Below are 19844 nucleotides of genomic sequence, written 5' to 3'. Positions count from 1 at the left end.
CTGTCGTCGTCCGGCTTGTCCGGACGACCCAGTATTCCAGAGACCTTCATTTGACCCGAGACGCCTCGGCGTACTGGATCCTCCGCTTTCGCGGAGGATGACATCGGTACGCGCGTGCTACTTCCCGCCCAGCCGCACGCCGAGCCGGCCCGCCAGTTCCTGCGTGAATTGCCAGGCGACGCGGCCGGAGCGGGAGCCGCGGGTGGTCGACCATTCCAGCGCCTCGCGCTCGAGCGCTTCGTCGGCAAGCTTGATGCCGAAATGGTCGCAATAGCCCTTCACCATCGCCAGGTACTCGTCCTGGCTGCAGCGATGGAAGCCGAGCCAGAGGCCGAAGCGATCCGACAGCGAGACCTTTTCCTCGACCGCTTCGCCGGGATTGATCGCGGTCGAGCGCTCGTTCTCGATCATCTCGCGCGCCAGCAGATGCCGCCGATTCGATGTCGCATAGAGGATGACGTTGTCGGGGCGCCCCTCGATGCCGCCCTCCAGCACCGCCTTCAGCGACTTGTAGGACGCGTCGTTGCCGTCGAAGGAGAGGTCGTCGCAGAACACGATGAAGCGGAATGAGGAGCTGCGCAAAAGCTCCATCAGGCCGGGCAGGCTCTCGATGTCCTCGCGGTGGATCTCGATCAGCTTCAGCCGATCGGCCGGCTTGCGGTCGACATTGATGCTGGCGTGAGCGGCCTTTACCAACGAGGACTTGCCCATGCCGCGCGCGCCCCAGAGCAGCGCGTTGTTGGCGGGAAGGCCATTGGTGAAGCGCTCGGTGTTCTCCATCAGGATGTCACGCATCCGGTCGACGCCCTTGAGCAGGCCGATCTCGACGCGGCTGACATGCGGAACGGGTGCGAGCCGCCCATCCGGATGCCAGACAAAGGCGTCGGCCGTGCCGAACGACTTGGCAGGATTCGGGGCCGGGGCGGCGGCTGCAAGCTTGCTGGCGATGGTCTCCAGGGCGGCGGCGATCCGCTCGGCGGTATCGCGGTCGAGTGCCTTCGCCGGTCGTTTTGTCGCGGCCTTGGCCGGCGTCTTGGCGGCTGCTTTGGACGCGGTTTTGCTGGCGGTTTTCTCGGCTTTTTTCTTGGCTTTTTTCGGCATTTTTCCGGTTCCTGACGGCGCAGCCTTATCGGGCTGGCGCTCCTCCCGCAAGCGCCCTAAATGAGGGTCCGTTAACGTTGCAATTGGGACCGCGGCCGCTATAGTCCGCGCGAATTTGTCCGGACCGCCATACCGCCTGAGGGGCCACCCAGGCACTGCCGGTTCTTCCCCGTCTTACCCGAGGATTGTTCGAATGCTGATTACTCCTGCGTTTGCCCAGGCTGGAGCCGGCGGCGATGCCAACAGCATGTTGATGTCGCTGCTGCCGTTCGCGCTGATCTTCGTCATCATGTACTTCCTGATCCTGCGCCCGCAGCAGAAGAAGGTGAAGGATCACGCCGAACTGGTGAAGAACATCCGTCGCGGCGACACCGTCGTCACCACCGGCGGCCTGGTCGGCAAGGTCACCAAGGTCGTCGACGACGACCAGATCGAGTTCGAGATTTCGGACGGCGTCCGCGTGCGGCAGATGCGGCAGATGATTTCGGGCGTGCGCGCCAAGGGCGAGCCGGCGAAGGGCGATGCCAAGGACGAGGCGGCCGCGAACTGATCGCCGCGCCGCCTTTTTGGGAATCTGACGGGTAACTCGATGCTGTATTTCACGCGGTGGAAGGTGCTGGCGATCGTTCTGACGGCGCTGGTGGTCTGCCTGTGCGCCGTTCCGAACTTCTTCCCGGAAGCGCAGGTCAAGAGCTGGCCCGCCTGGGCGCAGCGGCGCATGGTGCTTGGCCTCGATTTGCAGGGCGGCTCCTACCTGCTGCTCGAGGTCGACTCGAATTATGTGAAGAAGGAGAGGCTGGAGGCGATTCGCGACGACGTGCGGCGTGTGCTGCGCGAGGCCAAGATCGTCTATACCGGCCTTGCAACGCGCAACGATGCCGTTGAGGTTCGCATCTCCAAGGACGCCGATGTGGCGCAGGCGCTGTCCAAGTTGCGCGACCTCGCGCAACCGATCGGCGGGCTCATGGGATCGAGCGGACAACGTGACCTCGATGTCGCGGACGCCAGCGGTGGGGTGATCCGCCTAAGCGTGCCTCCGGCGGCGACGCTCGATCGCCTGCGCAAGACGATCGAGCAATCCATCCAGATCGTCGAAAAACGCGTCAACGAACTCGGCACCGTCGAGCCGTTGATCCAGCGGCAGGGCACAGACCGTATCTTGGTACAGGTCCCCGGCCTCCAGGACCCGACGCGGTTGAAGGAACTGCTCGGCAAGACGGCGAAAATGGAATTCCGGATGGTCGATACCACGGTATCGTCCGACCAGGCCCTGCAAGGCGCGGTGCCACCGGATTCCGAGCTGCTCCCGAGCGCGTCGCCGCCGAATCCTCCCACTGTCGTCAAGAAGCAGGTTCTGGTTTCCGGCAGCGAGTTGTCCGACGCGCAGCCCGGTTTCGACCAGCGCAACGGTGAGGCGATCGTGAGCTTCAAATTCAACTCGGCCGGTGCGCGCAAATTCGCCCAGGCGACGAGCGAGAATGTCGGCCAGCCCTTCGCTATCGTGCTTGACGGCAAGGTGCTCTCCGCGCCGGTCATCCGCGAGCCGATCACTGGGGGACAGGGGCAGATTTCCGGCAGCTTTAACGTGCAGTCTGCCAACGATCTGGCGATTCTGATGCGCGCCGGCGCACTGCCGGCACCGTTGACGGTCGTCGAAGAGCGCACGGTCGGTCCCGGCCTCGGCCAGGACTCGATCGCGAAGGGCGAGCTCGCCGCCTATGTCGGCTCGATCCTGGTCATCGTGTTCATGCTGATCACTTACCGCCTGTTTGGCGTGTTCGCCAATATCGCTGTTGCGATCAACGTTGCGATGATCTTCGGCCTGTTGTCGCTGCTCAACGCCACGCTGACGCTGCCCGGCATCGCCGGCATCGTGCTGACGGTAGGCATCGCGGTCGACTCCAACGTGCTGATCTATGAGCGCATCCGCGAAGAACTGCGCGGCGGCCGCAATGCGATCTCGGCGATCGACGCTGGCTTCAAGCGGGCGCTGGCGACCATCCTCGACTCCAACATCACCACCTTCATCGCTGCCGCGGTGCTGTTCTATATCGGCACCGGTCCGGTGCGCGGCTTCGCCGTGACGCTCGGCATCGGCATCATCACCACGGTGTTCACCGCCTTCACCATGACGCGCTTGATCGTCGCCGGGTGGGTGCGCTGGAAGCGGCCGCAAACCGTGCCGATCTGAGAGGCCCATTGTGACTCATCTCGTTCTCATCGGCCTGGGCATCCTGATTGCCGTGTTAACCGTGGTCTCGGTGTTCGGCCTGCTGCCGTCGCTGCGCCTCGTGCCCGACGATACGCATTTCGACTTCACCCGCTTCCGCCGCATCAGCTTCCCGATCTCGGCGCTGCTCTCGATCGTCGCGATCACGCTGTTCTTCACCCACGGCCTGAATTTCGGCATCGACTTCAAGGGCGGAACGCTCCTGGAAGTGCGGGCCAAGTCCGGCACCGCCGATATCGCTGCGATGCGTACGACCCTGAACGGCCTCGGCCTCGGCGACGTGCAGTTGCAGCAATTCGGCGGTCCGTCTGAAGTGCTGATCCGCGTTGCCGAACAGCCCGGCGGCGATAAGGCGCAGCAGGACGCCGTAGGCAAGGTCCGCGGCGCGCTCGGTGAGTCCGTCGACTATCGCCGTGTCGAGGTGGTCGGCCCGCGCGTTTCCGGCGAATTACTCGCCTACGGCATGATCGGCCTGATGCTCGCGATCGTGTCGATCCTGATCTATCTCTGGTTCCGCTTCGAATGGCAGTTCGCGCTCGGCGCGATGATCGCCAACGTCCACGACATCGTGCTGACGATCGGTTTCATGTCGGTCACGCAAGTGGATTTCGATCTGACCAGTATCGCGGCGCTGCTGACGATTCTCGGCTATTCGCTCAACGATACCGTCGTCATCTACGACCGTATCCGCGAAATGCTGCGGCGCTACAAGAAGATGCCGATGCCGCAACTGCTGAACGAGTCAATCAACTCGACGCTGTCGCGCTCCATCATCACCCACGTCACCGTGACGCTGGCGCTGCTGGCGCTGCTCTTGTTTGGCGGCAACGCGATCCACAGCTTCACCGCGGTGATGATGTTCGGCGTGGTGCTGGTCGGCACTTACACCTCGATCTTCATCGCGGCGCCGATCCTGATCTATCTCGGCGTTCACACCACCCGGGGCGAGGCACAGGAAGCGTCCGCCAAGAAGCCGGACGCGGCAGCCAAGAAGTAGTCGACCATGTCCAATCCCTCGGACGCTCCCCATCTTCCGAGGTCGGCGCCGATCGAAGCCTACGGCAAGGGAGGCTTCGCGTTTGCCGATATGTCGCATCGCGGCTCGCTGCTGTGCCTGCCGGATGCGATCTGGGCCTGGCCGGTGACGAGGCCGCAAGAGATCGACCAATATTCACTGGAACGGGTGTTCGCGGCCGCGAATGCAATCGACACGCTGATCGTTGGCACCGGTACCGAGGTCTGGGTGCCGCCGAGAACGCTACGGGAGGCCTTGCGGGCGGTGAAGGTGGTGCTGGATCCGATGCAGACCGGCCCTGCGATCCGCACCTATAACGTCATGCTGGGCGAGCGGCGGCGCGTTGCGGCGGCGCTGATCGCGGTGCCATGAGCACCATGGATGGGCCGAAGGACGGCGCGGCCTTCTGCGCCGATCTGGTGCGAACCCACGATTTCCTGCGCTACGCCTCGACCCTGTTCATGCCCGGCCCGGAACGCCGGGCGCTGCTGTCGATCTATGCCTTCAACGTCGAGATCTCCCGAGTCCATGAGCAGGTCAGCCAGCCGCTGCCCGGCGAGTTGCGGCTGCAATGGTGGACCGACATGCTGGCCGGGGCGGGGCACGGCAGTGTCGAAGGCAATCCGGTCGCGGCAGAACTGCTGCAGACGATCAGCAAGCACCGCCTGCCGGCCGAGACGCTGTCGCGCCTGATCGAGGAACACCAGTTCGATCTGTACAATGATCCGATGCCGTCGATGGCTGCGCTCGAGGGCTACCTCAACGACACGGCTTCGGCGCTGTTCTCGCTTGCCGCGCGGGTGGTGGCGCGTCCGTCGGAGGAGATCGAGCACGTGGCGCGACATGCCGGCCTGGCGCAGGGGATGGCGCGGGTGATTGCGACGCTTGGGCGGGATGCCTCGCGGCAGCAGCTCTTCCTGCCGCTGCAACTCCTTCAGCAGCACGGCAGCAGCAAGGAGGAGGTGTATGCCGGCAAGCTGACACCGAATATCCGTGCCGCCATCGACCAACTCACGGGTGAGGCGCAAGAACACCTCAAGACGGCCTTCACGCTGCTTGCGGACGTCCCGTCCGAGGTGAGGCCGATCTTTTTGCCGCTCGCTTATATCAGGCGCGAACTGAACCTGATGACGCGGTCCGACATCGATCCGCTCCTCCCGAAAACATCATCGCGCCTGCGTATTCTGTGGACGTTGTGGCGTGCCTCGCGCGCGAGAGAATTCGGCGGCTAGCTCCGCTGCTCTAGCTCCGCTGCTTCGGAATGTGCTTGGTGAAAATCCGGATCGTCGCACCCTTGACCAGCGGTCCGCTGTCAAAGATGCCGGATGCGATCTGCTCGATGACGTCGCGCAGCGCGACGAACTGCCCCTGGCGCGCAATGCTCGGCGTTCCCCGCGTGCCCGCCAATTCGTCCATTGCGGCATCGCTGATCTGGCATTCGACCGTCTGGTCGCCGTTCAGCATGGTGAATCCGAACGCCATCCGTTCGGAATCGTATCCCCCGATACGGCCACGAGTTAGTGGCATCAACTTAGTCCCTTGAGCGCGCTCCCCGTCGCAAGATTGAAGCCTGGAGGCGCGTTTGTCGAGAGCCGCGACGTCGCCGTTCCAAAGCGCAATCATGGCGCTTTAGTGTGACGGACGGTCCAACTCGGCCACTTCGAAATTGAAACGGTCGCGCAGATTCTTGCGCTGCTCCAGGATGTCCTTGAGGAATTCGCGGTCGGCGTCGCTGCGCATCATCGGCTCGAGCAGGTCGATCTGGTTCATGGCGACAAGCTGCAGGATTTCGGTGCGGGGTTTGCCGGCCGCGTCGCGCGGCAATGCGTGCACGACCTGGATGTGTTCGGGCGGCTTGACGCCTTTGGCCGCGGCAAGCTCGCTGCGCAGCGTCGTCTCCAGTGCGGCCTGGTCCGCCTCGACGAAGGCGTAAAGCCCGACGCCGACGCGACGGTCTGCAAAGGCGACGATTGCGGTGTCGCGCACATCAGGGTTCCTGCGGATCAGGTCGACCAGCACCGGTGCATCGTTGACCAGCCGCCGGCCGCCGCCTTCGCGGTCGGTGAAATTGAAGATGCCGCGCGTGATCCCCTGATAGACCTTCTTGCCGGTCTTGAGCCAGATGCTGGCGAACGCCGACTTCTTGGCGAGCACCTTGCGCTCCTTCGGCGTCAGCGCGTCCGGGGCGTAGCTGCGCTTGTGCTTCAGTAGATGTCGCAGATCCTCATAGGCCGCGATGCGGAACAGCCGGCTTCGGGTCTTGAAGCAGGCGGCGAGCTGGAAGTCGGTGACATAGGCGCGTCCATCGCGGCCGACCAGCCAGTTCTGTTCCTTGGCGAGATCGTTGTGGCAGATTCCGGCGCGGTGCAGCTTGCGCAGCGCTGATTTGGCCGAGCGGAAATAGGCGACGTCGCCATGCGGCTTGGCCAGATGCAGCGCCGCGCCGTCGATGAAGCCGCGCACCAGCGCGCGCCTGCCGGCCCAGAGCAATTTTGGGCCGACGTCGAGATCGCGCGCGAGCGTCAGCGCGTGGCGCTCGCGCGAAAACAGATGCAGCGCAACTCCGAATGACCAGAACGGCACCTGATCGAGCCGGCGCAGCACGCCGTCGACCTCGCCATCTTCATCGCGGAAGCGACCGCGCTCGACGGTCGAGAACACATCACGCTTGAGCAGGGCGCCTTGGCTCCATCGCGCCGACAGGATGGCAGCGTCGTCTTTCGGCAAGCTCATGACGGTCAGGCCGCGGCCGCGACGCGCAGGTGCTCTGCGATCCAGTGGTCGAGATCGGTGAGCGCCCGGGCGCTGATCGCCTGCCGCTTGGCAATCGTCTTTTCATTGCCGCGCAGCCGTGAGCCGTCGGGTTTCTTGGTCGGCGGATTGGCGAGCGGCGGGAACAGGCCGAAATTGATGTTCATCGGCTGGAACGAGCGCGGCCCGGCCTCGATCGTCTCGATGTGACCGCCGGTGATATGGCCGAGCAGCGCGCCCAGCGCGGTCGTGGCGGGCGGCTGTGTCAGCGAAAGGCCGTGCGCGTCGGCGGCGGCGCAGAGCCCCGCGATCAGGCCGACGCTGGCGGATTCGACATACCCCTCGCAGCCCGTCATCTGCCCGGCGAAGCGCAGCCGCGGCTGCGCGCGCAGGCGCAGTTGGGCATCGAGCAGCTTTGGCGAATTCAGGAAGGTATTGCGGTGCAGGCCGCCGAGGCGGGCGAATTCCGCCGTCTCGAGGCCGGGGATGGTGCGGAACACGCGTTGCTGGGCGCCATGCTTCAGCTTGGTCTGGAAACCGACGATGTTGTAGAGCGTGCCGAGTTTGTTGTCCTGGCGGAGCTGGACGATCGCATAGGCCTTCACCGTCGGATTGTGCGGGTTGGTCAATCCCACCGGCTTCATCGGCCCGTGCCGTAGCGTTTCCGGACCACGCTCGGCCATCACCTCGACCGGCAGGCAGCCGTCGAAATAGGGTGTGTTGGTCTCCCAGTCCTTGAAGTCGACCTTCTCTCCGTCGAGCAGCGCCGCGACGAAGGCCTCATACTGCTCCTTGGTCATCGGGCAGTTGATGTAGTCGGCGCCGGTCCCACCGGGGCCGACCTTGTCATAGCGCGACTGGAACCAGGCGACCGACATGTCGATCGAATCCCGGTGCACGATCGGCGCGATCGCATCGAAGAACGCCAGCGCGCTCTCATCCGTCAGCTGCCTGATCGCATCGGCCAGCGGCGTCGAGGTGAGGGGACCGGTCGCGACGATCACGTTGTTCCAATCGGCGGGCGGCAGGCCGGCGATCTCCTCGCGGCTGATCTCGATCAGCGGATGGTCGTGCAGCGCCTTGGTGACGGCGGCCGAGAAGCCGTCGCGGTCGACCGCCAGCGCGCCACCGGCGGGCACCTGGTTGGCATCGGCCGAGCGCATGATCAGCGAGCCCAGGCGCCGCATTTCGGCGTGCAGCAGCCCGACCGCGTTGTTGGCGGCATCATCGGAGCGAAAGGAGTTCGAGCAGACCAGTTCGGCGCAGCCCTCGGTCCGGTGCGCCTCGGTCATCCGGACCGGGCGCATCTCGTGCAGGACCACGCGGATGCCGGAATTGGCGACCTGCCAGGCGGCTTCCGAGCCGGCGAGACCCGCGCCCACGATGTGCACGGGTTGGGAAGAGGAAAGATGAGGTGTCATCGCGCAGCGTTAGCGCGTTTCGATGCCGTATGCATCTGAAACTGAGCCGGAAACGACAACGCCCGCTTCAGGAGCGGGCGTTATCCGTCGATCAGATGGCCGACGAGCGATCAGCCGTTGTAGGTGCCGGCTGCAACGCGCGGAATGTCCGAGCGATCAAGGCCAATATCGGCCAATTCGCGATCGCTGAGCTGGGACAGTTCGCTAACATTGCGCTGATAGTCCCGGAAGGCCTGGATCATGCGGATGAGCGAGAGCAGCATTGGTAGTCTCCTAGTAGTTCTGATTCAGCTCTTCCTAGAGCCTCATCGTTGAACTGAATATAGATGAGATGGTGCAGTGCAGAAGTTCCGATATTGCGATGCAGCTAATCTCAAGACGCATAGCGCAGGTAAGGTCTGATTAACCTTTTCGCACGCCCTGAAGACGCCCTCTGAAGCGGGTTCCAGGTTCGTCCAAATTCAGGCAATAAATCACGTAATATCATTGTCTTGACATAGACATAATCTGATCTTCTTCAAGGTCGTGGCTGGTAACTGGAGACCGGGAAATCAAGGTCGGACTGTCGCGTTACGACGCAACAGCCACGATCGTCTTCCATGCGTCATTCGCATGCAAAGCTTGTTCTAATAATGATTTTAAGTTCACTATATGGTCGACCGATTCGTTTCCAATATGTCGATGGACTTGTGGCGAGGAACGCGGGGTCTTGATCCCATTGGATCGACCGAGCCGCAGCGTCGTCGATCTCAGCTGCCGCGGTGGTGGAGATTACCTCCGGAGCAGGAGAGAAATTCGCATCGCTCGTGCAGAACGAACCGGCATGAGGTCGAAGCCGCATCGCTCGAGCGCTGCGGATCGGCTGAACGCCCAAGGTGCATTGTCAAATGCTGCAACTGCGAACAAATTTCCACTAAATCGAAGTGGCGCTGCAGCATCAACTGTCGATGCGGATGGATTCTTTACCAACGCGTAATGAAAATGCGACGCAACGCATGTGCGACTTGCGCGCAGCGTCGATCACATTCGCATCGCGCGAATTTCATTCTGAGTGCAGACAGGAACAGCGAATAATCGTTTTGCAGATTCCGCAATCACGCTGGCATCTGTCTAAGAACAAAAGATGGAAAATCCCATGATCAAAACATTGATCGGCGCAGCCGCCATGGCTGCGGTTGCTTACGCCGTCGTTCCCGCGCAGGCCGCCCATATGGGCATGGGCTGCAGCGGCGCCAACCTCGGCAAGACCGAAGCTGCAGTCGAAGCTATGGCTGACACTGAAGTCAAATTTGCGGCGGAGAAGGAAATCTCGCTCGCCCAGGACGCGATGCTGAACGGCAAGATGGGTACGTGCGGTATGCATCTCAGCAAGGCTGCGCACGAAAGCATGGCGAAGTAAGCCATTGCTCATGGCGATAGCGGCCGGTCGCCTGGGGCGATCGGCCCTTTGACATGTCTATCTATGGGGCGTGAGCGAGCTGCGTGGCGAAATAGCCAATGGTCTTCGCGTAGACCTCGCTCTTGTTCCACTGCTGGATCACCGCAAAGTTCTCGCTGCCCGGCTCCCAATCCTTGCCCTTCTTCCAGCCATAACTCTTCAGGAAGTTCGCGGTGGAGGCCAGCACGTCGGGCACATTGTGCAAGAGGTCGCGCTTGCCATTGCCGTCGAAGTCGACGGCGAACTTGATGTAGGACGACGGCATGAATTGGGTCTGGCCGATCTCGCCGGCCCAGGCACCGCGCATCTCCTGTGGCGCAAGATCGCCGCGCTCGATGACGCGTAGTGCATCCATCATCTCGGCCTTGAACATGTCGGAGCGCCGGCAATCATAGGCGAGCGTCGCCAGCGACCGCATGGTCGCAAACTTGCCGGTGTTGACGCCGAAATCGGTCTCCAGCCCCCAGATGGCCACGAGGATCTCTCCGGGTACGCCGTAGGCCTCCTCGATCCGCGACAGCACCGAGCCGTATTGCTTCATCATGTTGGAGCCGCGAGTCATACGTGGCGGCACCATACGGCCAGAGAACTGCTCGAAGGTCTGGCTGAAGACCTGCTGCGAGTGGTCGCGCGCCAGGATCGCCTTGTCGACGGTAACGCCGGTCAGGCCGGCCTGGATCGCGTTTTGCGAAATGCCCTTGGTGGCGGCCTCCTTCTTGAAATCGTCGAGCCAGGCCTCGAACGTCCCCGTGCCGCAGGGGGCGGCCAGCGCCGGTAACGTCGATGTCAGCAGCCACGCGCCGAGGGCGAGCGTGCGATAGGTCAAGCGAGAAGTCATATGGAAGTTCACTCCGGAGCCTGCGATGTCATCGACATTGGTCGCGGAACCCGGCTGACATGTTCGTGGCAACAGCGGCCAAAACATGGCTGGTGATCGACCGATCGATTCGCCCAATACTGACGCAAATGCCGCACCGACGCATCCGTTGGTGGCCAGATTTTGCTGACAGCATGGCAAACCGCCGGCTGGGGATCAGCCGGCGGTTTGTCTCATCGTCGGAATTGCTCGAGATCGTGGTGGTATCTATCCGCGATCGCTGCGCCGCCAGGGGAACAGGTTGGCCGGGAAATCGGCGGCAGGTTTGCGCTCGCGCGGTTGTGGAATGACCGGCTGCGCATTGGGATCCTTGACGATGACCTCCCGATAAAGATGCCAGGTGGCGTGACCCAATAGCGGGATCACGACGGCGAGGCCGAGGAAGAACGGAAGCGTGCCGAGCACCAGCAGCGCCGCGACGATGAGACCCCAAGCCAGCATCGGCACCGGATTCTGCGCAACTGCGCGTATCGAGGTCACCATCGCTTCGCCGGCACTCGCCTGCCGATCAAGCATCATCGGGAATGCGACCACGCTGATGCAGAGTGCCACCAGCGCGAACAGGAAGCCGATACCGCAGCCGGCCACGATCAGCCACCAGCCTTGCTGGGTGGTCAGGATGCGCTCTGCGAAATCGGGGATGTTGGCGGCGGTCTCGTAGCCGAACACTGCCGTGTAGACGGTCTGCGCGGTCGCGATCCAGGTCACGAACAACGCGAACAACAGCGTGCCGACCCCGAGCATGGCGCCGAAGGACGGTGAGCGGAACACCTGCAAGGCATCCAATGCTGACGGTTCGCCGCCGTTCTCGCGGCGGCGGCTCATCTCGTAGAGGCCGATTGCGGCAAACGGGCCGAGCAGGGCAAAGCCCGCGGCCAACGGAAACAGCAGGGGCAGCACGGAATAGCCGTGCACCGTGCGCGCGAGCACGAGGCCGAGCACGGGATAGATCAGGCACAGGACGATGGCGTGGCTTGGTACCGCCTTGAAGTCTTCCCAGCCGAGACGCAGCGCTTGGTGCAAATCGGACAGGCCGATGGTGCGGATCACAGGCGCCGACGCGGTGCCTTGTCCGCCCGGCGTCACAGATGTGACATTGCCTTGATATGGAGTGGCCATGGTCGTTGTCTCCCTCTGGACGGCCGCATTTTTGCGCCCGGCGTTCGGGCACAAACGTGCCGCTTCTCGAAGCGATCACAAGCAAGGCCAGACGCGAAAGACAGAGCAGGGAACTGGCCGTGTCGCGAACTGAGTAATCAAGGTACTCCCAAACCGCGTCGAAAGCACGCACTCACGCTTAAGTGAATGTCGCATTGGCAAGCTATGGAGGGGGCTATACACTTGAACTGCGACCGCGGCCGGGCGCCCCAGCGCCATCAGGCCTTCACACCTTCTCAAGTCCTGTGGGAGCGAACGATGAGCATTTTCGGAAAAATCATGAGCGCGATCTTCGGCAGCAGCGCCAGCGCCACGCCTGCTGGCGGAGCGGCCACGAGCACAGCTCCCGCCGGCGGATCGTCCTCCGCCAGCGCATCGTCGTCGTCTCCGGCCGCCGCGCCTGCTGCGGCGCCCGCGCAGACCGTCGACGTGGCTCCCATCCTCGACAAGGCGGTTGCCGCGAAGGGGGAGAAGCTGGAGTGGCGAACCTCGATCGTTGACCTGATGAAGGCGCTCGACATCGATTCCAGCCTCAGTGCGCGCAAGGAGCTCGCCCATGAGCTCGGCTACACCGGCGACACCAACGATTCCGCCAGCATGAACATCTGGCTGCACAAGCAGGTGATGGCCAAGCTCGCCGCCAACGGCGGCAAGCTCCCCCCTGATATCAAGCACTGACGGAACGCCCACAGATCGGATCAGGGCCCGCGCTAGCGCGGGCCCTTTTTTATGGATCGGCGAACATCTATAGATCGGGGAATAACGAGGGGAACGCCCAGGAGAGTACCCATGACCGATCTCGACCGCCGGACCATGCTGACGACCAGTGCCTTGGCGCTGGCCGGCACCGCCGCGCAATCCGCGCCGGCATCGGCGCAAGCCGGGCCGAAGGCGATGTTTCCGGTACCGGCTGTCACGATCCCGATCGTCGGCGAGAGCGAGGTGTTCCAGGTTCGCCGCATCTACTGCATCGGCCGCAACTACGCAGCCCATGCGATCGAGCGCGGCTCCGATCCGACCCGCGAGCCGCCGTTCTTCTTCCAGAAGCCGACCGATGCGATCCAGAATGTCGCGGTCGGCGCCGTCGCCGATCATCCCTATCCGTCGCTGACCAAGAACTATCACCACGAGGTTGAATTGGTGGCGGCGCTGAAATCCGGCGGCGCCAATATTCCGGCCGAGACGGCGCTCGATCACGTCTATGGCTACGCGCTCGGTCTCGACATGACGCGGCGCGATTTGCAGAACGGCATGGCCGCCGAGAAGAAGCCGTGGGAGATCGGCAAGAGTTTTGATCACGCCGCGGTGCTCGGCCCGATCCATCCGGCTGATAAGACCGGCCATTTCAAGGCGGGCGCGATCTCGCTCGCGGTCAACGGCACGGTGCGGCAGAGCTCCGACCTGAAGAACATGATCTGGAGCGTTGCCGAGCAGATCGCAAAGCTCTCCGAGGCGTTCGAGCTCAAGGCCGGCGATATCATCTATTCCGGCACGCCTGAAAATGTCGGCGCGGTGGTCAAGGGCGACGTGCTGCTCTGCAAGCTCGAGGGCCTGCCCGAGATGTCGATCAAGATCGTCTGACGGATGCGGTACTGTAGCGTTTTGAAGCGAAGTGGATACCGGTTCGCGTAAGCAAAACGCGTCAAAACGAAAGTCTACCCCGCGAGATCCGCGTATTCCGGATGCTTGTCGAGGTAGTCCACCACGAAACCGCAGCCGGCGATCACCTTGTGGCCGTCGGCGCGGATCAGGTCCAGCGCCCCCTTGACCAGCTCTGACGCGATGCCGCGGCCGCGCAGCGCCCGCGGTGTCTCGGTATGGGTGATGATGACGGCTGATGGCGTCAGCCGGTAGTTGGCAAAGGCCATGCCGCCGTCGGTATCGAGCTCGAAGCGGTTTTGGGCTTTGTTGTCGCGGACGGCGGCCATCGCAAATTCCCGATTGGTTGACGGGCACTGATGTAAGCCCGTGAACCGGTCCGTGCAAAGGCGCGACCAACCCACAAATCGGCATTTGTGGATTGACGAGATGCGCCTTTCGGCCTGTCTGACCGGTATTCTGCTCAGCGCGGCCTTTGCGGCGGCGCAGGTCCCGCGCGCGTCCGCTGCTGATGATCCGAACTGGCAAGCCTGCATCGGCAACGCGACCGCGCCGGCCGATCGCGTCACCGCCTGCAAAGCCGTGATCGATGGCAAGACCGAGACCGGCCGCCGGCTCGCCGCGGCCTATTGCGCCCGCGGGTACGGGCTGACCGAGACGCGTGAGATCGATGCCGCGCTCGCCGATCTCAACGAAGCCATCAACCTCAATCCTGCTAACGCCTGCGCCTACACCAATCGCGGCCGCATCTCGGCCAGCAGGAGGGATTTCGATCATGCGCTCGCCGACTATGACGAGGCGATCCGCGTCGACCCGACCTTCGCGCTCGCCTACAACAATCGCGGCGATGCCTGGCTCAGCAAGGGTGATCTCGACCGTGCGCTGGCCGATTTCAGCCTGGCGATCGAGCATAATCCGAAGCTTTCGTCGGCCTACGGCAATCGCGGCTTCACCTATTTCCGCAAGCGTGACGTGACGCATGCGATCGCCGACTACACGACGCAGATCCAGCTCCGACCCGATGTGCTCGCCTACATCAACCGCGGCAACGCTTACCGTGACATCAAGCAGTTCGACCGCGCGGCGGCCGACTATGGCGAGGCGGCGAAGATCGCGCCGACGGACCCGCGCGGCTGGCGCAACCGCGGGCTGATCCGCCTTTTTCTGGACGATGCCAAGGGCGGCGTCGCCGATTACGACAAGGCGCTGCAATACGACCCGAGCGACGCTTATTCCTGGAGCAACCGCGGCCTGGCCAAGATGCAGCTTGGCGACAAGCAGGGCGCGGCGGCCGATTTCCGCAAGGCGCTCGAACTGCACCCGGACCTGCAGACCGCGCAAGAAGCGCTGGAACGCCTCGGGGCGTCGCGCTAGCCGGCAAAACTCCAGGCGATCCCGCTCTTCCAAATCAGGTGCGGTGCTTATAGACGGGGTTGCGTGGCTGCCGCATGGTGAACCCAGCGGCAACATTGCCTGGAGGAAAGCATGCCCAATGAAAAAGGCCCCAACGTCAAGAAGAAGCAGAAATGCAAGAATTGCGAGGGCAAGGGCCTTTTGAAGAAGGGCGACAAGGTGGTGAAGTGCCAGCGTTGCAAGGGGACGGGCGTGCGCTAACGGCACCGTCCTGATGCCGGGACCGTCGATCGCGACCGCGCCGTTTGAGCCGGGATAGGCCTGATACGGCAGGTCTTGATACGGCAGCTCTTGCCGAACCCCGCGCGATGACGATAAACCGGCAGGGATCAACGTCGCGGGCGCGACCAAAAAAACTGATGCAGCCGGGGAAACATCGATGAAGCTCGTCCTGACCTTGCTTGGCGTCGTCCTGCTGGTGGGCCGGCGATGAGCGAAGTGGCGAGCACTGCGCCGCGCGGCGGGATCGCGCGGGTGTCGCGCCGGGTGATGAACCTCGCCTACATCCTGACCCAGAACGCCCGCCGGCACGGCGATCGCCCCGGTTTCATCTGGGCCGAGAAGGCCTGGTCGTGGCGCCATATCGACCAGAACGTCTCGGCGCTGGCGGCGGCGCTCGCGGCCCGCGGCATCGTCAAGGGCGACCGCATCCTGGTGCATTCCAAGAACTGCGACGAGATGTTCTGGTCGATGTTCGCGGCGTTCCGGCTCGGCGCGGTCTGGGTGCCGACCAATTTCCGCCTGATGCCCGACGAGGTCGCCTATCTCGCGGCGGCCTCGGGCGCCAAGGCGTTTCTTTGCCACGGCGATTTCCCGGACCATGCCAAAGCGGCGGCCAATCCCGCGCTCGAATTCACCTGGCGGATCGGCGAGGAGGGCACGTTCGGCGAGGCTGTTGTCGGTGACGTCATCGCCAAACATGCCGGTGCCGCGGTCGAGAACACCGCCGTCGACTATGATGATCCCTGCTGGTTCTTCTTCACCTCCGGCACCACCGGCCGCTCCAAGGCTGCGGTGCTGACCCATGGCCAGATGGCCTTCGTGATAACAAACCATCTCGCCGATTTGATGCCCGGCACCACCGAGCAGGATGCCTCGCTGGTGGTGGCGCCGCTGTCGCACGGCGCCGGCGTCCACCAGCTGGTGCAGACCGCGCGTGGCGTGCCGACCATTTTGCTGCCGTCGGAGAAGTTCGACATCGCGGAGGCGTTCCGGCTGATCGCGCGATACCGCGTCAGCAACATGTTCACGGTGCCGACGATCCTGAAGATGATGGTCGAGCATCCCGCCGCCGACCAGCACGATCACTCCTCGCTGCGCTACATCATCTATGCCGGCGCGCCGATGTATCGCGAGGACCAGAAGGCGGCGTTGGCCAAGCTCGGCGGCGTGCTGGTGCAGTATTTCGGGCTTGGCGAGGTCACCGGCAACATCACCGTGCTGCCGCCCGGCCTGCACGATCCCGAGGATGGCCCGCATGCGCGGATCGGCACCTGCGGTTTCGAGCGCACCGGCATGCAGGTCTCGATCCAGGGAGACGACGGCCGCGAGCTGAAGCCGCACGAGACCGGCGAGATCTGCGTGATCGGTCCCGGCGTGTTCGCCGGTTATTACGACAACCCCGAGGCCAATGCGAAGGCGTTTCGCGACGGCTGGTTCCGCACCGGCGACCTCGGCCACATCGACGAGGAGGGCTTTGTCTACATCACCGGCCGCGCCTCCGACATGTACATCTCCGGCGGCTCCAACATCTATCCGCGCGAGATCGAGGAGAAGATCCTGACCCATCCCGCGGTGGGCGAGGTCGCTGTCCTCGGCGTGCCCGATCCCTTCTGGGGCGAGGTCGGCATCGCCGTCTGCGTCGCATGCGAAGGCGCGCAGCCGGTCGGTGAGGCGGAGCTGGCGGCGTATCTCACGCCGAAATTGCCGCGCTACAAGATGCCGAAGCGCTTCTTCTTCTGGGAGGCGCTGCCGAAGTCCGGCTACGGCAAGGTGCCGAAGCGAATGGTCCGCGACGAGCTCGAGGCGCGCGGCCTGCTCGAAGTGATCGCCAAGTCGACGGGCAACTAGCGCGATGCGCAGCATCGCTCAACCCGGCGCTCCGATCCCCGAGCGCATCCAATCGGTCGCGGCGCGTGGCCGTGCCTTTTCATTCGTGCTGGTAGCAGGCATTCCCTTGCTCGAAGCCGTGCGCCGCGGCTTTGCGGCGGAAGGATTTTCGGACGGCGTGCTCAGCGCCAAAGGTGGGGCGCTCGGGCCGTTTGCTTACGTGATGCCGGCGCTGTCCAGGGATGGCCGCAACGCCGCGTTCTATAGCGACACCTTTCGTCCTGTCGGCATGACGCAGCTCAAGCTCGCGGCGCTGACCTTCGGTGAGCGCGACGGCGCGCCGTTCTTCCATTGCCACGGGCTGTGGACCGAGGCGGGCGGCCGCGTCAATGGCGGCCACATGCTGCCGGAAGAGACTGTCGTCGCCGAACCCTTCGAGGTCGATGCCTTCGGGATCGACGGTGCGACGTTCCTGGCCGAGCCCGACAGCGAGACCAATTTCAAGCTGTTCGGCCCCGTCGCAATCGCGCCGACCGGTGCGAAGACGACGAGCCGGGCCTTTGCGCTGCGGCTGCGGCCGAACCAGGATTTTGCCGGCGCGCTGGAAGGCTTTTGCCGCCAGCACGGCATCCTGCGCGCCCGCCTGCATGGCGGTGTCGGCTCGACCATCGGCGCCCGTTTCACTGACGGAAGCAGCGTGGTGCCGTTTGCAACCGAGCTTGCGGTGACGGCGGGCAGCATCGCCCCCGATGCCAATGGTCGGGTGCGCGCCACCCTCGACGTCGCGCTGGTCGACTATCTCGGCGGCCTCGCCGAGGGCCGGCTGGTGCGCGGCGACAATCCGGTGCTGATGACGATGGAGTTGGTGCTGGAGGTGCTGGAAGAGGCGGAGCGGCCGTAGGGCCAACGCACAATCTCTCCCCACCGTCGTCCCGGCGAAGGCCGGGACCCATAACCACAGGGTTGTGTTGTGAGATGAGCTGGGGCCACAGCGTCGCGCAGCAATTGGTATTTGTGGTTATGGGTCCCGGGTCAAGCCCGGGACGACACCGAATTTGTTGCGCGGCTTGTGAGTCATACGTTCGCGTTCTCGCGACATGATCTGCCCGAGCTTTGCATCTCGTTCCGCCCTCGCGAAACAGAGGGCGCAGGGAAAGCCGGGTGCACGCTGCACCCGCGGTCTCGTGTGCAAAGGTAGAAAACAAATCGCACACGAGCATACAGGTTCAGCGGAGGCACTCCGGCTTTCCCTGCGCGATGGCTTTACGGCTTATACGTGCTCTCCCCGGCGAGACTAGGTTTGCTTGTCACCGCCATCCGCGAGAGACGTTGGTCTCTTGCGGACAGGACACCTACCACTGGGGCGTCAGGCCTGCACGACTTCACCGTCCGCCTTGCATGCTCTCGTCAGTCGCACGCTCGGCGTCCACCGCATCCCACCGCGCGTTCGTGACGTGCGCTCGCCCCTCGTTCGGGTGGGACGGGCAGATTCATACACTGAGTTGCGCTTCTGATAAAGCGAAATATTTTTATCGCGAGGGCTTGCGCCGTCGGGCAACTCAGATGTAGGGGGCGGATCACCGCCGCTTGCGCACATGGATGTTGATATCGAGGTCGATCTCGCTGACGCAGGTCTGCTGAGAGCGGTGCGAGCCGCCCTCGTGCCAGCGGCCCTTGCGCAGTTCGACATCGCTGACATGGGCGAGCCGCAGGCAGCGCCATTGCGGCAGGCGGCCCGAGCTCTCGCCGGCGAACTGCCAGGCCAGCACGACCTGTTCGCCACTCTTGTTGCGGCCGATGATGTGCGGGCAGAGCTCGCGCGGCCGGTCGTCGTAGATGCAGACGACCTGCTGCTCGGTCAGGATGGCCGTTCGGAAGAGGGCGTAGGAGGCGCTGGGCATGGACGCTCTGCCATCTAGGATTGCGGCCGGCTCCAGTATAACAACGGGCGCTGCCTGTTGTTTCCCCCGGATCCGTCCTGATGGCCAGACGAAATCGCCCAATCAACATGCCCGCGCCGTACCTCCGGCGTGTCTGGCTCGACCCCGCCCGCATCGCCAACCGCGACGCCTATCCGTTCGTGCTACCGCTGCTGCGCGACGATTTCGAGCTCAGCTTCGACAAGGCGATCACCATCATCGTCGGCGAGAACGGCACTGGCAAGTCGACGCTGCTGGAAGGCATCGCCGCGATGGCCGGCTATGACGAAGCCGGCGGTGGCAAGGGGTACATGCCGGTTGACCATTCCACGGCCGTGGAGACGATGGGCGGGTCGCTTGCGATGGCGCTGCGCGCAAGCTGGCTGCCCAGGATCACAAGTGGCTGGTTTTTCCGCGCGGAGAGCTTCTTTTCGGTCGCGAGATATCTCGACGAGGCGGCGGTAGACGTTGGAGCGCTGCCGCCAGATTTCCTCTCCTATTCCCACGGTGAAGGTTTCCTGCGCTTCTTCAACGAGCGTTGCGAGAGGCAGGGCATCTTCATCTTCGACGAGCCGGAATCGGCGCTGTCGCCCGCGCGCCAGATCGAATTCCTGAAACTGCTGAACCGAATGGAGGTGTCAGGCCACTGCCAGGTCATCATGGCAACCCACGCTCCAATGCTGATGGCCTATCCGAACGCGACGCTGCTGCGGCTGACGAAATATGGGCTCGAGCCGGTGAATCTGAAGGATACCGATCACTACAAGGTCATGCGCGAGTTCTGTGATGACCCGCGGGGGTTCGTCGAGGCCGCGATCGAGGAGTGAGGTCCGTTGCCTCGCAGGCTTGCCTCCCGAGGAAGACGACGGCCGG

Annotated in this window: 22 protein-coding genes and 1 pseudogene; 14 read left to right on the top strand and 9 right to left on the bottom strand. The window is 63.6% G+C overall.

From position 1 onward, the window contains the following. Positions 1–117 precede the first annotated feature (117 nt). Positions 118–1101, bottom strand: coding sequence for an ATP-binding protein (locus UP09_RS31845; RefSeq protein WP_044542275.1), 984 nt, complete (start codon positions 1099–1101; stop codon positions 118–120). A 193-nt stretch (positions 1102–1294) separates the two neighbouring features. On the opposite strand from UP09_RS31845, the gene yajC reads away from it, so the two are divergent. From yajC to UP09_RS31820, 5 genes are read left to right on the top strand one after another with little or no spacing between them, the layout of a single operon-like run. After that, a complete protein-coding gene (gene yajC, locus UP09_RS31840; RefSeq protein ID WP_044542274.1) occupies positions 1295–1651 on the top strand; it encodes a preprotein translocase subunit YajC in 357 nt (118 codons plus the stop codon). Between the two features lie 39 nt (positions 1652–1690). Next, positions 1691–3292, top strand: a complete 1602-nt coding sequence (secD, locus tag UP09_RS31835) for a protein translocase subunit SecD (protein ID WP_044542273.1) — start codon at positions 1691–1693, stop codon at positions 3290–3292. A gap of 10 nt (positions 3293–3302) precedes the next feature. After that, a complete protein-coding gene (gene secF, locus UP09_RS31830) occupies positions 3303–4328 on the top strand; it encodes a protein translocase subunit SecF (RefSeq protein ID WP_044542272.1) in 1026 nt (341 codons plus the stop codon). A 6-nt stretch (positions 4329–4334) separates the two neighbouring features. Beyond that, positions 4335–4718: an Mth938-like domain-containing protein gene (locus tag UP09_RS31825; RefSeq protein ID WP_044542271.1), complete on the top strand. Its 384-nt coding sequence runs from the start codon at positions 4335–4337 to the stop codon at positions 4716–4718. Continuing rightward, positions 4715–5578 (top strand): phytoene/squalene synthase family protein, encoded by an 864-nt coding sequence (locus tag UP09_RS31820; protein WP_044542270.1) that lies wholly within the window; start codon positions 4715–4717, stop codon positions 5576–5578. The genes UP09_RS31825 and UP09_RS31820 overlap by 4 nt, the downstream gene beginning before the upstream one ends. Positions 5579–5588: 10 nt before the next feature. On the opposite strand, the gene UP09_RS31815 is transcribed toward UP09_RS31820, so the two are convergent. The 4 genes from UP09_RS31815 to UP09_RS37220 form a co-directional block, all read right to left on the bottom strand. Next, positions 5589–5873, bottom strand: coding sequence for a DUF1488 family protein (locus UP09_RS31815; RefSeq protein ID WP_044542269.1), 285 nt, complete (start codon positions 5871–5873; stop codon positions 5589–5591). A 102-nt stretch (positions 5874–5975) separates the two neighbouring features. After that, positions 5976–7079 carry a serine/threonine protein kinase gene (locus tag UP09_RS31810; RefSeq protein ID WP_044542268.1) on the bottom strand — a complete coding sequence of 368 codons (1104 nt, stop codon included), beginning with the start codon at positions 7077–7079 and terminating at the stop codon, positions 5976–5978. Positions 7080–7084: 5 nt separating this feature from the next. Beyond that, positions 7085–8518, bottom strand: a complete 1434-nt coding sequence (gene trmFO, locus UP09_RS31805; protein WP_044542267.1) for a methylenetetrahydrofolate--tRNA-(uracil(54)-C(5))-methyltransferase (FADH(2)-oxidizing) TrmFO — start codon at positions 8516–8518, stop codon at positions 7085–7087. A 110-nt stretch (positions 8519–8628) separates the two neighbouring features. Beyond that, a complete protein-coding gene (locus tag UP09_RS37220) occupies positions 8629–8781 on the bottom strand; it encodes a DUF1127 domain-containing protein (protein WP_016846063.1) in 153 nt (50 codons plus the stop codon). 872 nt (positions 8782–9653) lie between these two features. Between UP09_RS37220 and UP09_RS31800 the strand changes: the two genes are divergently transcribed. Then, positions 9654–9917, top strand: coding sequence for a hypothetical protein (locus tag UP09_RS31800; RefSeq protein ID WP_245302297.1), 264 nt, complete (start codon positions 9654–9656; stop codon positions 9915–9917). A 61-nt stretch (positions 9918–9978) separates the two neighbouring features. Here the strand turns inward: UP09_RS31800 and UP09_RS31795 are convergent, their stop codons facing one another. After that, complete coding sequence (locus UP09_RS31795; RefSeq protein ID WP_044542703.1) at positions 9979–10794, bottom strand: lytic murein transglycosylase; 816 nt, start codon at positions 10792–10794, stop codon at positions 9979–9981. 246 nt (positions 10795–11040) lie between these two features. Further along, complete coding sequence (locus UP09_RS31790) at positions 11041–11952, bottom strand: DUF2189 domain-containing protein (protein ID WP_044542265.1); 912 nt, start codon at positions 11950–11952, stop codon at positions 11041–11043. Between the two features lie 297 nt (positions 11953–12249). Here UP09_RS31790 and UP09_RS31785 point away from each other — a divergent pair, with 297 nt between their 5' ends. Beyond that, positions 12250–12669, top strand: coding sequence for a DUF3597 domain-containing protein (locus tag UP09_RS31785; RefSeq protein WP_044542263.1), 420 nt, complete (start codon positions 12250–12252; stop codon positions 12667–12669). 111 nt (positions 12670–12780) lie between these two features. After that, positions 12781–13572, top strand: coding sequence for a fumarylacetoacetate hydrolase family protein (locus UP09_RS31780; protein ID WP_044542262.1), 792 nt, complete (start codon positions 12781–12783; stop codon positions 13570–13572). 74 nt (positions 13573–13646) lie between these two features. Here UP09_RS31780 and UP09_RS31775 read toward each other — a convergent pair whose 3' ends face one another. After that, on the bottom strand, positions 13647–13919 hold the full coding sequence (locus UP09_RS31775) for a GNAT family N-acetyltransferase (RefSeq protein WP_044542261.1): 273 nt from the start codon (positions 13917–13919) through the stop codon (positions 13647–13649). 100 nt (positions 13920–14019) lie between these two features. On the opposite strand from UP09_RS31775, the gene UP09_RS31770 reads away from it, so the two are divergent. The 4 genes from UP09_RS31770 to UP09_RS31760 all read left to right on the top strand — a co-directional run bounded on the left by UP09_RS31770 (position 14020) and on the right by UP09_RS31760 (position 17953). After that, a complete protein-coding gene (locus UP09_RS31770) occupies positions 14020–14964 on the top strand; it encodes a tetratricopeptide repeat protein (RefSeq protein ID WP_044542702.1) in 945 nt (314 codons plus the stop codon). Between the two features lie 111 nt (positions 14965–15075). Further along, a complete protein-coding gene (locus UP09_RS38770; protein ID WP_283806030.1) occupies positions 15076–15204 on the top strand; it encodes a hypothetical protein in 129 nt (42 codons plus the stop codon). Positions 15205–15432: 228 nt separating this feature from the next. Then, a complete protein-coding gene (locus UP09_RS31765) occupies positions 15433–17073 on the top strand; it encodes an acyl-CoA synthetase (RefSeq protein WP_044542260.1) in 1641 nt (546 codons plus the stop codon). A gap of 4 nt (positions 17074–17077) precedes the next feature. Then, positions 17078–17953: a PCC domain-containing protein gene (locus UP09_RS31760; protein WP_044542258.1), complete on the top strand. Its 876-nt coding sequence runs from the start codon at positions 17078–17080 to the stop codon at positions 17951–17953. 676 nt (positions 17954–18629) lie between these two features. Here the strand turns inward: UP09_RS31760 and UP09_RS31755 are convergent. Continuing rightward, positions 18630–18953, bottom strand: coding sequence for a hypothetical protein (locus UP09_RS31755; RefSeq protein WP_044542257.1), 324 nt, complete (start codon positions 18951–18953; stop codon positions 18630–18632). Between the two features lie 188 nt (positions 18954–19141). On the opposite strand from UP09_RS31755, the pseudogene UP09_RS39090 reads away from it, so the two are divergent. Then, positions 19142–19243, top strand: a pseudogene (locus tag UP09_RS39090) (AAA family ATPase); the annotation flags it as partial. Next, a complete protein-coding gene (locus UP09_RS31750) occupies positions 19244–19798 on the top strand; it encodes an AAA family ATPase (protein ID WP_502689108.1) in 555 nt (184 codons plus the stop codon). Positions 19799–19844 lie beyond the last annotated feature (46 nt).

It is taken from the genome of Bradyrhizobium sp. LTSP885 (genome assembly GCF_000938305.1).
Taxonomy (GTDB): domain Bacteria; phylum Pseudomonadota; class Alphaproteobacteria; order Rhizobiales; family Xanthobacteraceae; genus Bradyrhizobium.
Note: the sequence above shows the minus strand (reverse complement) of the source record. Positions and strands in the feature narration are given on the sequence as shown.